The sequence below is a fragment of the Pseudorhodoplanes sp. genome (assembly GCF_050250235.1).
GTDB lineage: Bacteria > Pseudomonadota > Alphaproteobacteria > Rhizobiales > Xanthobacteraceae > Pseudorhodoplanes.
The window spans coordinates 16,331-30,166 of the sequence record NZ_JBFWPA010000083.1; the positions used below are offsets into that span (position 1 = coordinate 16,331).

The following is a 13,836-nucleotide window of genomic DNA, read 5'->3' on the forward strand; positions in this document are numbered from 1 at the left end:
GTCCGGCGATAGGGGATATACCGGGGCTGGAAATCCACGGGGTCGTTTAATATTCGATCCGGTCCGGGTCGGTCGACCGGGGATGCTTGCGCCGTTGTTCGTGCGCGCCGCCGCGGTGCTTGCCGAGTTCCCATCCGACGGATTTGAGGTGTTCGCCGGCCCAGTCCACCGACTCCTGGTCCGTCACCGTCGCGATGGAATTGTTCCAGCGATTGTACCATCCTGCCAAACTGATGACCGCGAGCATCTCGACGATCTGGCGGTCTGAATAATGCTTGCGCAGGTCTGCAAAATGCTCAGGCCCAACCGCGTTGGGCACCACGGCCGCGTCACGCGCGAGCCTGAGCGCGGCCCTTTCGGCCTCGGTAAACTGTTCCGAATCTTCGAACGTCCAGATATCGCGTATCCGGTCGTTATCGACGCCCATCATGTGCAATGTGTACGCGCCATGCGACTGACAATGCTGACAGCCCCCCGCGATACTGGCCATCGTGAAGAGTTCGCTGCGCAGTTGCCTGAAAAGGTTGCTCGGCGAAACCATGACCAGTTCGACCAGAGGCTGGAAGATCTGCATTAGCTCCGGCCAGCAGAACACTTCGAGATTTTGCCGATCCTCGTAATTTTTATCTGACATTGGTCTCATCCAGACAAAACGTGCTTTCCGTCGACCGGGCCGGCCAGATCGTCACAGATCGATTTCGATCTCTTCTCCGGCCTTTGCCGCCCGTGAACAGCAGAGAATCATCTTCTGCTCCCGTTCCTTCTTGCTCAGGACGTGATCGCGGTGCTCGACCTCGCCGCTCAGGACCTTCGCCGAGCAGACTCCGCAGATGCCGTCGGAGCATTTCGTATCCACCGCGATGCCGCATTCAGCCAACACGTCGGTGGCGCGTTTGTCGGCAGGGATTTCGATACGCTTGCCGCTGCGCGCGAGTTTCAGCGTGAAGGGCTCGTTGACGTAGTCCGGCGGCTCCGGAACGGTGAAATATTCCCGGTGCAGCGCTTCCTCAGGCCAGCCCTTTGCGGCGGCGGACGCATAGAGGCCGTCCATGTAGCGCGGTGAGCCGCAGGTATACAGGTGATATCCATCCTGATAGGCCGGCAACAATGCTCCGAAGTCCGCGCGTGCGCCTTCGTCCTTCATGTGCAGCCGAACGTGATTGTGCCACGGCACCTGCGACAGTTCGGACATGAAGGCCGCGGACGGCCGGCTGCGGGCGCTGTAATGCAGCTCAAAATCCTGGCCGAGTTCGTGCAACCGGTGCGCCATGGTTAGCATCGGCGTAATGCCGATCCCGCCGGCGAACAGGAACGATTTCGTCGCGGTTTCGTCGAGCGGGAAGTGGTTGCGCGGTGGCGAGATGAACACACGGCGCCCCTCGCGGAACGCACGCAACATCAACAGCGAGCCGCCACGTCCCTGCGGTTCGCGCTGGACACCGAGTACATATTTGGAATTGTCGGCCGGGTTTCCAGCAAGACTGTATTGCCGCAGATATTCCGGCGCGATCACCACGTCGACATGGGCGCCCGCGTCGAATTTCGGCAGCTCGCCCCCGTTGGCCGCGACGAATTCGAAGCGGGCGATGTCCTCAGCCATATCTTCGCGCTTCTTCAGTATCACGGGGAGGACCGGCGGCGGTCCGTCGGGCAGCTTGAATTGCGGCACAAGGTTCGCGGTCTCGCCAAGCGCAACTCGTGCTTTGTGCTGGTCAGGCGTCAGCATGGCGCGGTAGCGCTCGATGCCGGCCTCACGGTTCAACGGGAACGGGACGGGGTAGGGCGGCGGCATCACGTCGGCAGGATAAACCGCGAGCGTCTGGTCCTCGTATTTCAGATCGAGATCGCGGTTGAGGCCTCGCGCATGCGTCGCCTTGGCGCGCTTGTGTTGTCCCGTGGCGCGGTCCAGCTCGATGTCCCACCACCACTTCTTGACCGGATTGATGCCGCCGCGTCCGAGCGTGTCGTCCAGCCACGCGATCCAGCGCGCGGCGCCCGGAAAGCGCATGGCGAGCCAGCGGAAGGCGGCTTCCGAAAACAGGCCCTCCAGATTCCAGGGGCAGGTCTTCATGCAGCGCCCGCACATGGCGCCGCCCTGGTTGGTGATCCGGTAGCGCGCGCATTTTTCGGCGTCGGATTTCCAGATCTCGTAGCCGTTATACATCAGCTTCGGTCCGGCGGTGATGGCGCCGGATGGGCATTCGCGCGCGCACTTGTTGCAATTGTTGCAGAATGTCTGCAGGCCGAAGTCGAGCGGCTTGTCGTAGGCGAACGGAAGATCCGTTGTCACCACGCCCGATTTGAGACGCGGGCCTAGATACGGATTGAGGATCACTTCGCCGATGCGCGAGACTTCGCCCAGTCCCGACAGCAGCAGCAGCGGCGGCTGGAGCACGTCGCCATCGAGGACCGTGTGCGCGCGAGCCGAATAGCCGAGCCTGCGAATCTGCTCGGCGATCACGCCGCCGAGCAGCGAGAAGCGCAGGTAGGCGCGCATGCTTTGTGCCACGGAAATCCAGTCGTCGCCGCTTGCGCCCTCGAAGGTCTCATGCCCCTGATCGTAGAGCATCGAGATCGCGTTCTTGTGGTAGGGCGTCATCACGTTGCCAGCAGCGTCGTGGCTGTAATAGGCCCATTCCGGACAGCGTGAGAGCCCGACTGCGTCGGTTGCCATGTAATAGGACGCGGCCTTCACATTCGCAGCGTTGCGAACCGGATCGGATACCGAGGCCGAGATCGGTCCGCGCGCGTCGCCGAATTGCAGCAGGAGAAGTGCGCCGAGCGCCCGCCGCGCACACGCGCCGATGGCGGATTTCTGCACATAGAAGCCGCCCTTGGCGTTGTTCTGCATCTCCTTGCCCATATCGCCGAACACGGCGCGGGCAAAGAAATCGGCGCGCTTGGGGAAGCGCGGCACGCGCGGCTCGTCGATGAACGTCGTAGTCTCGTCGCGTCGGTTCAGCTTTTCGAATGGATAGGCGCCGAGATGGAACGGACGCCGCTTGTAAGGCACACGGTTGAAGGCATTCTTGACGGTCCCCTTGCCGAGCCACCAGGCGGGTCCGTGGCTGCTGAGCCGGTCAGCAATGCCCTGCGTTGCAAGGGAGAAATCGGGCGCGAGCGCGAGTGTCGTGGTCACGGCAGCGAGCCCGAAGCGGCGTCCGACGTAAGGGTTTTCGATCGCCTGGCCGTCCGCGCTGATGGTCGCAAGCCCTGAAGCGACCGCCAGCTTGTTCAGATCGACGTCGCTGCTCGTTACGGTATGCGCACGCGCCTCGTAGCCGAGCATGCGGATATAGCTCGACAGCAGGATCGCCGTATTCGCCGCCAGCAACCCCGCGCGCTGCGCCTGGCTGTCCATGAACCATTCGGTGCCTGTCTCGTCCGGTGACAGATCTCTCGTGTATTCGACGAGGAAAACCAGCGCGTGCGTATGGTGCGGGATCGGGCCGAGCGTCTTGCGGGCGGATTCGAGCACATCGGCGTAGATCACGTCGATTCCTGCAGCGAATGATTTTGGCTGTCCCTTCTCAAGTTCGGCCACCAGCGCAGGCAGGCTCGGGTTGCGGATCGGCGTGTCGAGCCGGGCTTCTGCGGGCAGAGCGGCAACACCGACCATTGTGGCGTCGTAATAATAGCCGGCGGCTTTCAGGTGATTACTGCGTTCCAGCGGATCGTCGGGAATCTCGGCCTTCAGCGGTGTCACCGCTCCGTCGCGCACGATGTCGAACATGCCGATGTAGCGCGTCATTGCATTGACGAGCGACTCCGGATTGTCGGAATCGATGAACGGAACGGCCTGCATGGCGGGCAGGCCGTCCAGCTTCGGCGGCTCCGGCGAGCGGCGCAGCCGTTCCAGCGGATAGGGGCCGAGATGAACCGGTCGGTCCTTGTACGAAAACAGCTTCATTGTTGTGGCTTGAACCCCGATGCTTTCACTGCAGGCGCCCAGCGAGCGCTGTCCGCGTCGCGGAATGCTGCAAGTTGTTGTGGGGACGACGTTCGCGGGACCATGTTGAGTCTCAAAACCTTGGCTTTGGTGTCAGCATCCGCAAGACCGTCGACAATGATCCTGTTGAGACGCGCGACTGTGTCGGCCGGCGTTTTGGCCGGCGCATAAACCGCATACCAGCCTTGGCCTTCGGCGTTGATACCGGCTTCTTTCATCGTCGGAACGTCAGGCAGGAGCGGGGATCGCTCAACGCCCGATGTGGCAAGCACCCGCGCCTTGCCGCCGCGATGCAGCTCGAGCGCGTCGCCAAGCGGAACGACAGCGATCGGAATCTGTCCGCCGAGCAGGTCGGACATGACCGCGCCGGATCCGCGATAGCTGACATGCTTGAGGTCGAGCCCGGTATCGGTCGCGACCATAACCGCGAAGAAATGACCGAGACCACCGGCGCCGGGCGAACCGTAATTGGCCTGTGACGGGTTGGCCTTCGCCCAGGCGATCAACTCCTTGACCGAGTTGATGTCGTTTTTCGAGGACACCGCAAGGGCGACATCGAAAGTGGCGATCAGCGAGACCGGCGTGAGGTCACGTACGGGGTCGTATTCGAGATCGGGGTAGGAGTGCGGATAGATCGCAACCGGCGGGTTTGGTATGAACAGCAGGGTCGTTCCGTCGGGCTCCGCTCCCACCACGGCTTTTACTCCGATCCGACCGGCGGCCCCCGTGCGGTTTTCGACGATCACCGGCACTGACAGCCCGGCGCTCAGCTTCTCGGCCACGATCCGGGCCATGGTATCGCCGCCGCTTCCGGCGGCGAACGGATAAATCAAACGAACCGCGTTCTGGTTCTGCGCGTATGCGCCCGGTGCGGCAGCTGCTCCCAGCAGGACCGCTGCGCCTTTCAACACCGACCGTCGATTTGGGCCTGCGACCCGCATTTTATCCTCCCATGTCTTGCCGTTCCGCCTTTCGCGGCGGTTGAGGAAATACTGACTTCACAACAAGGGTGAGAGAAAGCAGAATAGACCACAGGTCCGTACAGTGGACCAAAAAGCGAAACCGCCGATTCAGGGATCTGGAGCGCGCCGGATGGCAGGTACACAGACGCCGCAGACCGTTCACGCGCTCGAGCGCGGGCTGTCGCTGATAGCGGCGATCAATGAATTGTCGCCGGCCAGCCTATCGGTTCTGGTTGACGCGACGGGCCTGCCGAAAGCGACGATCGTCCGCCTGCTTCATACCCTCAGAGCGGCAGGCTATGTCGAGCGGGCGGAGAATAAAGGTTACCGGTTGTTGCCGAAGGTCCGTTATCTTTTCAGCTCGGTCGACCGTGAGAGCCTCCCGACGCTGGGCATTCGCCGCATGCTCAACGATTTTGCGAGCGTCGTGAAATGGCCGGCGGAATTCATGGTCCGGGAAGGCGCGAACATGGTTATCGAAGTGTCCAACCGCGACAGCGCGCCGATCAGTCTGCGGCGGTTCGAGCATATCCGGTTTCCGCTTTTGCACTCCGCATCGGGTATCGCCTTGCTTGCGTGGTCCAGGCCGCGGCAACGTGAAGATATCATCCGTACCGCGCTCATGCAGGAAAAAGCCTCGGAGAGAAACGATGTCGCGAAATTGACCCGGCGCCGAATCTCCGAAGCGTTGTCGCGAGGTTATGGCGTGCAGGATTACAACACGCCGATCGAGGGCACGCGTGCGATCTCGGTGCCGGTCTTTTCCGGCGATGCCGCGGTTGCGGCGATGGCGCTGATCTTCCTGCGCGATGCATTGCCGCAAAGTCAGGTCGACAGCGTGCTGATCCCGAAGCTCAAGGAGATCGCCGGCAGTATCGGCCTGCAATACATGACGCTGTTGCGTGGGCGGTAGGCCTTCTTTTGATATCGCAGTTGGGCGGCAGTTCGATGGTGTCTCGGCCGAAGGAAGTTGTACTCGTCGGCGCCGGCCATGCTCATGTCATCGCGCTGCGCGATTTCGGTTGCAGAGCCGTCCCGGGGGGCCGTCTGACGCTGGTCAGCCGCGATTTTTTCACGCCATATTCCGGGATGCTGCCCGGCCTTGTGGCCGGACACTATCGATACGACGACGCCCACATCGATGTCAGACCGCTTGCCCATTTTGCGGGTGCCCGATTGCTTCGCGATGAAGCCACCGGGCTTGACCTTGCCGGCCGGCGCCTGCTCTGCAAGGAGCAAGGGCCCGTGCCATTCGATATCCTGTCCTTCGACATCGGCTCGGCGCCGAATACGGCAGGTGTGCCGGGAGCCGGCGAGCACGCCGTCGCGATCAAGCCGATCGACCGGCTCCTGGCCGCATTCGACAAGCTGCTGTCGCGGACAAGGGAACGGCGCGGGAGGACGCATGTCGCGATGGTCGGGGCGGGAGCCGGTGGAGTCGAACTTCTGCTGTCCGTCGAGGCCCGGCTGAGGTTCGAGGTCGCGCGTGCGGGTTTCGATCCGGCAGGCCTCTCATTCACACTGATATCCGGGACGGCCGATATTCTGCCGGCCTTTCCTGCGACCTTCAGGGAGCGATTTCGGACGATTCTGACCGCGCGCGGCTTCGGGATCGTCACGAACGCCAAAGTGGTTCGTGTCGGAAGCGGACGGCTGTATCTGGAGCAAGGTGAGCCGATCGATGCGGACGAAATCCTCTGGGCCACGCATGCCGCGCCGGTCCAGTGGCTGTCTGAAACCGGACTTCCGGTTGACGCGAGCGGCTTCCTGCGCGTCGACGACTATCTGCGCGTCGTCGGTCATGACGCGATCTTTGCTGCCGGCGATACGATGGCGTTCGAGCCGCGCAACCTGCCGAAGTCTGGCGTCTATGCGGTGCGTGCCGGGCCCGTGCTGGCGGAAAATATCCGTCGTGCGACGGCCGGACAGCGGCTTAAAAAATTCCGCCCGCAAGAGCGGGCATTGTATCTCATTTCGGTCGGCAAAAAGTATGCGGTGGGCACGCGCAACGGCATTACGGTCAGCGGATACTGGGTCTGGAGATGGAAAGATTGGCTCGATCGCCGCTTCATGGGCAGATTCAAGCGTCTGCCCGGGAAATCCTCAACCGGCGGCGCTTCAAGTTGAATAGCCTCAACAAGAGGCGGAATGGCTGCAGGGCCGCTCACGACGCCTGCGATGTCGATCGAGCGCGAATGGCTCGCCGTTTCGTTTGGTTCGCGTCATGATCAGCGTGATCGTCCCTACATTCAACGCGGCACGAACCCTCGCCAGTACGTTGGAGTGCCTGTCGCTGCACCGGCCCGGCCTTGTCGGGGAGATCGTCATTGCCGATGGCGGCTCGAGCGACGACACAATTGCCATTGCATCGCGCTTCGACTGCAAGATCGTTCGTGCCGGCAAAGGCCGCGGCACGCAACTGCGGCAGGGCGCGCTGGCCGCCACGCACGAATGGCTGCTGTTCCTGCACGCGGATACGGCTCTCGTCGGCGACTGGGGAGACGCGATTGTCGCGTTTTTCCAACGAACAAATTCACACGAGATCGTCGGCGTGTTCGCTTTCAGGCTCGATGACAACACGCTGAGCGCGCGTCTGCTCGAGCGCCTGGTCGCTCTGCGCGTGCGGCTGCTGGCGCTGCCCTACGGCGACCAGGGTCTGCTCTTTTCGCGTGCGTTCTACGATGAGATCGGAGGTTTCTCGGACATTCCTCTGATGGAAGATGTCGACATCATCCGTCGGATCGGCAGGCGCCGTCTGACGGTACTCCCCGCATTCGCGGTCACCAGTGCCGAAAAATATCGGCGGAACGGCTATCTTTTTCGAAGCGCGAGAAATCTGTTTTGCCTCGGGCTCTACTTTCTGGGCGTGTCTCCCGCGAGGATCCTGAAATTGTATGGCTAGATCGCGTCCGAAAGCTCTCGTGATCCTCATGGTCAAGGCGCCACTGCCTGGAACGGTCAAGACTCGTCTTTCCAGGCGGGTCGGCGCGACCGAGGCCTTGCGCTTCTATCGCGTTACGACGGACCGTCTGATCCGCAATCTCGCGCGCGACACGCGGTGGCAACTGGTCCTGGCGGTCTCGCCGGATAATCGGCGCTGCGCAACATTCTGGCCGGCGAGTCTGCCGCGGCTCGCGCAAGGTCCCGGCGCCCTCGGCACGCGCATGGCGCGTCTGCTGCATGCGTCACCGGGACGTCCGATTGTCCTGATCGGCTCGGACATCCCGGGCCTCAGAGCCTGTCATGTTGCGAGCGCCCTGAAAAAGATCACCGGGGCGAACCTGGTGCTCGGCCCGGCGGGAGATGGCGGCTTCTGGCTGATCGGAAGACATGCGCGGCCGCTCCGGCGCGGCATCTTCGACGGCGTCCGCTGGTCGACCGAGTTTGCGATGGTCGACACCGTCCGGAACTGGTCGGGCCCGGTCGACATCGCGCCATGCCTGCGAGACGTTGATACCGTCGAAGACTATTTGCTATGGCGACAAAAGCTATTGTGACGAGCCGGCGCCGAGGCCACGCGCTCGTGCGCGAGGTTTTCGCGCCCGAACCTCGACCGCAACTATCCTTCGGCTTCAGCAAACCGGCTTGTCTTGTTGTCCAGTTGCATCGGCGCGCTCGCCGCCGCCCCGGCGGGACTGCAGGACGACTTTCCCAGCACACAGAATTTGGCGCAACTGGGGTGATTGAGCCAGACGCGCCGGGCCGACTCCTTCAACGTCTGCCCCAATTCGAATTGCGAATCGTAGGCGATCAGCGTGCAGGCCAGGACGACCGGGCGGTCCGCGCCCTTGCGCTTCACGACCATGCGCGACTGCGAGCACATCAGGTCTTGCGGCGAGGATCCAAGAATGTCCCAGCATTTCTCGGTAATTTCGGGCACGTCGGAGCGCGGCTCCATCTCCGGGAACAGCACGAGGCGTTCGAGGCTGTTAGCATCGATGTCCAGGCCGTGCTCGGCAAAAAACTGCGCGTAGCCGGCGCGCTGGCTCTCCAGTGGATCACCCCACATGGTCCGTCCGGCAACCGCGACATTGAAGCCGGAACGGGCGAGCCAGATCAGGCCTTGCATCGTCGGCATGAACGTATCGTGCCCGCGTTCCTCCTCGTGGCGCTCCCGCGTGAAATGATCCAGCGAGACTCTCAGCCGGAGCCGGTCGCCATGACGCGTTTTGATATCCAGGAGCTTCGCTTTCGCGCGCTGCATCGGTCGCATCGCGTTGGTCAGGACGAGAGCGTCATGTCCGCGCGAGAGCGTGTCGTCGAGCATCGCGAAGAAGCCCGGATTCATGAAGGGCTCGCCGCCCGTGAAGCCGATCTCCAGCCGTCCGATCTTCTGCTGATCGATTTCGTCCAGGAACGCCGAAACCTCGCCGGGGGAGAGATAGGCGAGTTGGTCCTTGCGCGGGCCGGAGTCGATATAGCAGTTCCGGCACGAGATGTTGCAGAGCGTTCCGGTGTTGAACCAAAGCGTACTCAGCCGGGAGAAGTCGACTGATGCGCGCTTTTCGCCGGCCGCGGTTGTCTCGGGATGTCGAAATTTCCGGGCATCGAGCATCGGCGCGGATGCGGTCTTCTGCTTCGGCCACAACGTCACAACCTTCGGAGACTTCACGCGCCGGGTTCGCGGCGGCTGATCGGCGGGGCGCTTCCAGACGATGCCCCCGCCTTCGAGCGCATGCCCGCGCGCGCGGATCTCTGCGAGTGGCAACACATCGCAACTCAGCCATAAACCGCTGGACAGGGCTGCCGCGTAGCCGTCGGGCAATCCGGCGCGCCGCATCTTGTTGGCCGCGGCGACATGGTCGTAGCTGAGGGAACGGTGTTCGACAGCGAGGCCGTCGGCAACGCGACTGATAATGCTGTACCAGACGCGCGGCGTTCCGTCGTTGGCCGGCATTCCGATTGCCCCGGCATTGTGCCAGAGATATCCGTCGATCGACTGTGTGAAGGGCAGCCCGCAATGCCCTCCAATCACGCCGTGAACGCCCGCGCCTTCGATCTCATTCAGCTTGAGCGCGTGTCCGGTCGAGGCGAACACAAACTGGTTGATTCGGCCGACGCTGCCGTGGACGACCGCGAGACGAATGCCGTCAAAGTCCAGGATCAGGCGTTCGGGCAGGCCTGCCATCCATTCCCGGTCGGCGGCGCTTAACTGACTGCCGGCATGCCGGAACCACGCGTCCGAAAGACGCGAACATTCGCTGCCCTCGGGAAATCCGCATCCGCAATCGGTAGAGTCGAGGCCGAGGCTCTCCTCGCAATTTCCCTTGACGATGTGCGAAACCGTGTCCCTGACAAGCGCCACGGTTTTCGAAGCGTCCGCCGCATATGCAACGATGTCACCGGTACAGACCAGGCGCTCCGGCGTGAAGCCGAGGCGGTCTGCCTCCGCAATCAAAGCCTTCGTCGCTTCAAGGTTACTGTACGGCCCGCCGAAGACGAGGACTGGTTCTGATATCCGGATGACTTTCATTCCCTGCGACCGCCAACGTCCTGTTCGGGTCTGACTATTGCTGAAAGTGTAGAGACTCATTTAGTGGCGGCAACCGCGATGCGCGCAAATATCGCATCGAGTTCGCTAGCGAGTGACTTGAGAGCATCCTTTCCCTCATCAAAATAGGGAGCGAACACGGCGCCGGGTGTCTTGTAGGACAAGGTCGCGGTGCCGTCCGTGTTTTCCGTCACATAAAATCGTATCGGCGCTTCGATCCCGGCGGAAATGCTTGCCGCGAGCATCCGCCGCGCGAAGTCGTTGCGATAGACGCCTACGACGCGGTTCCCTGGTATCGTGAAGCCTGCGGCCTTGGCCGCGTCGGATGCGCTCGCCGCCGTGACAAGTCCCATTTTCTCGGCCTTGACGGCTGTTTCAAGCCGCTCGACGAGGGCTGGGAACGACAGCTTTGTGTCGATGACCGACCAGCCGGGGCGCGGTGCGACTGTTCCGGCATTTCCGCACGCCATCATCAATAGCAAAGTCAGACCAGCAAGAGCGCAGCGTGCCATGTCTTAACTCCTACGTTCGGATTAATTGATCGTGCCGCTAAGTGTCGTCGATTTCGAGATCTCAAAAGACGTGTTGCGCCGGTCCAGTTCCCGATCGAGCGCCTCGATCTGCTCAAAAAGCGAAATGTCGAGATGTGACGTGACCTCCAGGCGCGTGTCTTCGAACGCGTCTGCGCCTGGATGCGCCGACTGCCATTGCTCGAGCCGCAGGTCGCGGTCTATCAGCAGCTTTTCGATTTGAGGTCTGAATAGAACGATCATGGCCGTTAACCAGCGGTCTGCGGGAAAGTCTTCGTATCGTTGAATGGAGAATCGATCGAGCTGAGCGACGATGTCATCGGATTTGCGCCACACTTCGCCTGTCACCCATCGATTTGTCGTGAACAACCCTACCGGGAAACCCGTGGGCGTCATCGATATGCCCACCAGATGCGTTAACCGCGGCCGCGGTCCGCGACCTGAAGCGTGCCTGCGGCTTTTCCTGACATCCATGAACGTGTGGAAGTGTCCAAAGTCCGTGTCGGACCGGCCGCCAGGTGCGTGCGCGTGAAAGTAATACTGGCATCTTGAATATTCGTCGTAGACATCCCCAGCGGGGTAATGGTCCCATTGGACGAAGGCATCGGCGTCGCGCAGGACATCCATGACGAGGTTCCTGGATGAATCCCGCAATTCATCGATACAGCGAACGATTGTGACGCCAGCCTCGGCCATATTCGCCAATGTCGAATCTGGAAGCTGAAACAGATAGTCCTGAGGGGTCATGGCGTCGGCTTTGATGTCACATGATCTTGGGCCGGCGATGATTTCAGTCAATCGCCAGCCCAAGAGCAATGATCGCAATTAGCGCGACCGGATTACTTCCGTTTCGGAGCGCACGGATTTGCCGCGCAGGGATTTTTCGCTTTTTTGGCGGCAGGCGCACAAGGATTGCCGGCCTTCTGGGCCTTCGGGGCGCACGGCTTGCAACCCCGCCTGGCGGCCGGTGCGCAGGGATTGGTTTGCGCGTGCGAAGCGACAGGAACGGTCGCAACGAGTCCGCCAATCGCGGTGATTGCGCCGAGCGTTTTCAGAGAGTTCTTCAGAGCAGACATTTCATCTTCCTCCTTGAGCCTGATGGTCGAACGGCTTCCGGCAAATCAGGCTCAATTGCGGATGAGGAAAGATTTGCGTCACGCACAAGATTTGCGCGAAGCACAAGAGCCCTCCTTCACGAACCGAGGGCCAAATCTCCTTGGCTTCCGTTCGCGCACCGCGGAGCTGTCACCAGCCGTCATGACGTGTTCGGGAGACGCGCGGAAAAGGTTACGCCGTCGTTACCTCGGCATCGGGGGCGTTCGCAAACCTCACGGATCTCCCGTCAAATGTCATCGAGGCAGGCCAAAATCCGCAGCGCCGGCTCGCTCAGCCAATCGATGCTCCCTGAGCCGTATCCGACCACGAGTCCCGAGCGGGACACGAGGTATGTGATTGGCATGCCATAAAGCGCGAAAGGAGCCTTGTTGGGGTTATCCCGATTGGCGTATGCGACGAACTCATGCGGATCGAGAAATATCGGGAGTTCTCGCAAGTCGATCGACTTTCTGTAGCGCTCCACGGTGCTGCGGCCGCCCTTGTCATGCGACACCGCGACGATACGAAGATCGGGGATGCGGCGCGATCGGAGCAGACGGTCCAGGACAGGCAGTTCGGTGCGGCAAGGCGCGCACCAGGTCGCCCAGAAGTTTACCAGCAGCGGTTTACCGCGCAGGGAGTCCAGGTCGAGGGTTCCGCCTTCAAGCCGGAACAACCTGACGACGGGGAGGGGGCGTGGCGGCTGGATGATTGCGATCGGCAGACCGCTTTTCAGGGTTGCGGTCGATAGGCAGTCCGAGAAAGCGGATGCTGGTCGCCGGCTGGAAGCAATGAGCAGTGCTGCAGCGCCGCCTATTGCGCCGCGTCGCGTCAAGCGGGACCGAGGGGTGCCGCTGCAAGAGCCAGATGCCCAACGGGTCATTGTCGCGTATCGCTCAGGCCTGGGGATCGAACGTTCGAGCGCGCGTCGCATCGCTCTGCGCGGCCGGAAACGAGAAGTCGACACGATCGCAATCGCGCTCCGGAAGGGAAGCACGCTCCGCACCCGAATCTGCATTCGCAAAATCCGCCCATTGAAACGCCCTATGATCAAATCCATTCGCCAAGGTCGGCTTCACCACGTCAAAATACGGCGAAATATCGAAGTCCCGCGGGGCATACAGGGAAGAATGCTGGATGTGCATGATATCCCGCTTTGCCGATTCTCCCTCGATCTGAGCGATCTTTGGCAATATCGGATAGCGCACCGCCTCGAATGCCTGAGCGATCAGGACCGAGCAGATGACACGGGTCGGCTCACCGGAGCCCAGTGCGATCATGCGTCGTCTCCAGCGCGCCGGCATCGGCAATGGAAACAGGTAGCGTGCGAGATCGATGACGTTCTGCGGGTCGTAGTCGAAGCCGATCCGCTCGGCGGCGAAAGCGCAGACCCTGCGGCGGTCCTCCGGGGACAGGCCTGTGGGCCTGCAGATGCGCGTATGATAGAGAAAATACTTGGATAACGGCACCGCAACGACGCCCTCGCCAAGATTTGCCTCGACCAGAGTGAGTGGCTCGCCATCCGGAGTCTCTCGGTCCCCAATGCGTCCCACATATAACGCAGCATGGGACCAGGTCGACTGCGTCAGATACTTTATCACGCTTGAAATTCTTGTATTTCCCTCCACAAGCAGTACATCACCGGCGCGTAGGGTCGAACGCAAGGCGTCGGGAGTGCTTGGAGTAAAGGGCTCATAACCCTTGATCGGCTGATCCAGATAGTCAGCTATCCGATGGCCGACGACTTCAAGCGTTGACGTCATTCCGAGTGCTCCTCGAAATCCTTCGGGTCGAGAGGGAGGACTGCAT

At 61.6% G+C, this 13,836-nt stretch carries 12 protein-coding genes; 4 read left to right on the top strand and 8 right to left on the bottom strand.

What is annotated here, in order from left to right:
• Positions 1-46: 46 nt before the first annotated feature.
• The 3 genes from AB7F49_RS26785 to AB7F49_RS26795 all read right to left on the bottom strand — a co-directional run bounded on the left by AB7F49_RS26785 (position 47) and on the right by AB7F49_RS26795 (position 4,890).
• Positions 47-574, bottom strand: coding sequence for a carboxymuconolactone decarboxylase family protein (locus AB7F49_RS26785; RefSeq protein WP_428528091.1), 528 nt, complete (start codon positions 572-574; stop codon positions 47-49).
• Between the two features lie 111 nt (positions 575-685).
• On the bottom strand, positions 686-3,910 hold the full coding sequence (locus AB7F49_RS26790) for a 2Fe-2S iron-sulfur cluster-binding protein (protein ID WP_428528093.1): 3,225 nt from the start codon (positions 3,908-3,910) through the stop codon (positions 686-688).
• Positions 3,907-4,890, bottom strand: a complete 984-nt coding sequence (locus AB7F49_RS26795; RefSeq protein WP_428528095.1) for a Bug family tripartite tricarboxylate transporter substrate binding protein — start codon at positions 4,888-4,890, stop codon at positions 3,907-3,909. The genes AB7F49_RS26790 and AB7F49_RS26795 overlap by 4 nt, the downstream gene beginning before the upstream one ends.
• A 151-nt stretch (positions 4,891-5,041) precedes the next feature.
• On the opposite strand from AB7F49_RS26795, the gene AB7F49_RS26800 reads away from it, so the two are divergent.
• The 4 genes from AB7F49_RS26800 to AB7F49_RS26815 all read left to right on the top strand — a co-directional run bounded on the left by AB7F49_RS26800 (position 5,042) and on the right by AB7F49_RS26815 (position 8,408).
• Positions 5,042-5,824: a helix-turn-helix domain-containing protein gene (locus tag AB7F49_RS26800; protein ID WP_428528097.1), complete on the top strand. Its 783-nt coding sequence runs from the start codon at positions 5,042-5,044 to the stop codon at positions 5,822-5,824.
• Between the two features lie 35 nt (positions 5,825-5,859).
• Positions 5,860-7,038: an FAD-dependent oxidoreductase gene (locus AB7F49_RS26805; RefSeq protein WP_428528099.1), complete on the top strand. Its 1,179-nt coding sequence runs from the start codon at positions 5,860-5,862 to the stop codon at positions 7,036-7,038.
• 97 nt (positions 7,039-7,135) lie between these two features.
• Entirely contained in the window at positions 7,136-7,813 is a 678-nt protein-coding gene (locus tag AB7F49_RS26810) for a TIGR04283 family arsenosugar biosynthesis glycosyltransferase (protein ID WP_428528101.1), read from the top strand.
• Positions 7,806-8,408: a TIGR04282 family arsenosugar biosynthesis glycosyltransferase gene (locus AB7F49_RS26815; RefSeq protein WP_428528103.1), complete on the top strand. Its 603-nt coding sequence runs from the start codon at positions 7,806-7,808 to the stop codon at positions 8,406-8,408. The genes AB7F49_RS26810 and AB7F49_RS26815 overlap by 8 nt, the downstream gene beginning before the upstream one ends.
• 62 nt (positions 8,409-8,470) lie before the next feature.
• Here AB7F49_RS26815 and AB7F49_RS26820 read toward each other — a convergent pair whose 3' ends face one another.
• The 5 genes from AB7F49_RS26820 to AB7F49_RS26840 all read right to left on the bottom strand — a co-directional run bounded on the left by AB7F49_RS26820 (position 8,471) and on the right by AB7F49_RS26840 (position 13,790).
• Positions 8,471-10,309, bottom strand: coding sequence for a radical SAM protein (locus AB7F49_RS26820; RefSeq protein ID WP_428528105.1), 1,839 nt, complete (start codon positions 10,307-10,309; stop codon positions 8,471-8,473).
• Positions 10,310-10,440: 131 nt separating this feature from the next.
• Positions 10,441-10,914 (bottom strand): DUF302 domain-containing protein, encoded by a 474-nt coding sequence (locus AB7F49_RS26825; protein ID WP_428528107.1) that lies wholly within the window; start codon positions 10,912-10,914, stop codon positions 10,441-10,443.
• A gap of 21 nt (positions 10,915-10,935) precedes the next feature.
• Positions 10,936-11,730: a DUF6969 family protein gene (locus AB7F49_RS26830; RefSeq protein ID WP_428528109.1), complete on the bottom strand. Its 795-nt coding sequence runs from the start codon at positions 11,728-11,730 to the stop codon at positions 10,936-10,938.
• A 544-nt stretch (positions 11,731-12,274) separates the two neighbouring features.
• Positions 12,275-12,961 carry a TlpA disulfide reductase family protein gene (locus AB7F49_RS26835; protein WP_428528111.1) on the bottom strand — a complete coding sequence of 229 codons (687 nt, stop codon included), beginning with the start codon at positions 12,959-12,961 and terminating at the stop codon, positions 12,275-12,277.
• The gene (locus AB7F49_RS26840; protein ID WP_428528113.1) at positions 12,924-13,790 is read right to left on the bottom strand and encodes a YiiX/YebB-like N1pC/P60 family cysteine hydrolase; all 867 of its coding nucleotides are present in this window, start codon (positions 13,788-13,790) and stop codon (positions 12,924-12,926) included. Before AB7F49_RS26840 ends, AB7F49_RS26835 begins: the two co-directional genes overlap by 38 nt.
• Positions 13,791-13,836 lie beyond the last annotated feature (46 nt).

Bases quoted from the DNA above. Each gene is read 5' to 3' on its own strand.
- AB7F49_RS26785 (WP_428528091.1), bottom strand. From the start codon at position 574: ATGCAGATCTTCCAGCCTCTGGTCGAACTGGTCATGGTTTCGCCGAGC.
- AB7F49_RS26790 (WP_428528093.1), bottom strand. From the start codon at position 3,910: ATGAAGCTGTTTTCGTACAAGGACCGACCGGTTCATCTCGGCCCCTAT.
- AB7F49_RS26795 (WP_428528095.1), bottom strand. From the start codon at position 4,890: ATGCGGGTCGCAGGCCCAAATCGACGGTCGGTGTTGAAAGGCGCAGCG.
- AB7F49_RS26800 (WP_428528097.1), top strand. From the start codon at position 5,042: ATGGCAGGTACACAGACGCCGCAGACCGTTCACGCGCTCGAGCGCGGG.
- AB7F49_RS26805 (WP_428528099.1), top strand. From the start codon at position 5,860: ATGGTGTCTCGGCCGAAGGAAGTTGTACTCGTCGGCGCCGGCCATGCT.
- AB7F49_RS26810 (WP_428528101.1), top strand. From the start codon at position 7,136: ATGATCAGCGTGATCGTCCCTACATTCAACGCGGCACGAACCCTCGCC.
- AB7F49_RS26815 (WP_428528103.1), top strand. From the start codon at position 7,806: ATGGCTAGATCGCGTCCGAAAGCTCTCGTGATCCTCATGGTCAAGGCG.
- AB7F49_RS26825 (WP_428528107.1), bottom strand. From the start codon at position 10,914: ATGGCACGCTGCGCTCTTGCTGGTCTGACTTTGCTATTGATGATGGCG.
- AB7F49_RS26835 (WP_428528111.1), bottom strand. From the start codon at position 12,961: ATGCGACGCGCGCTCGAACGTTCGATCCCCAGGCCTGAGCGATACGCG.
- AB7F49_RS26840 (WP_428528113.1), bottom strand. From the start codon at position 13,790: ATGACGTCAACGCTTGAAGTCGTCGGCCATCGGATAGCTGACTATCTG.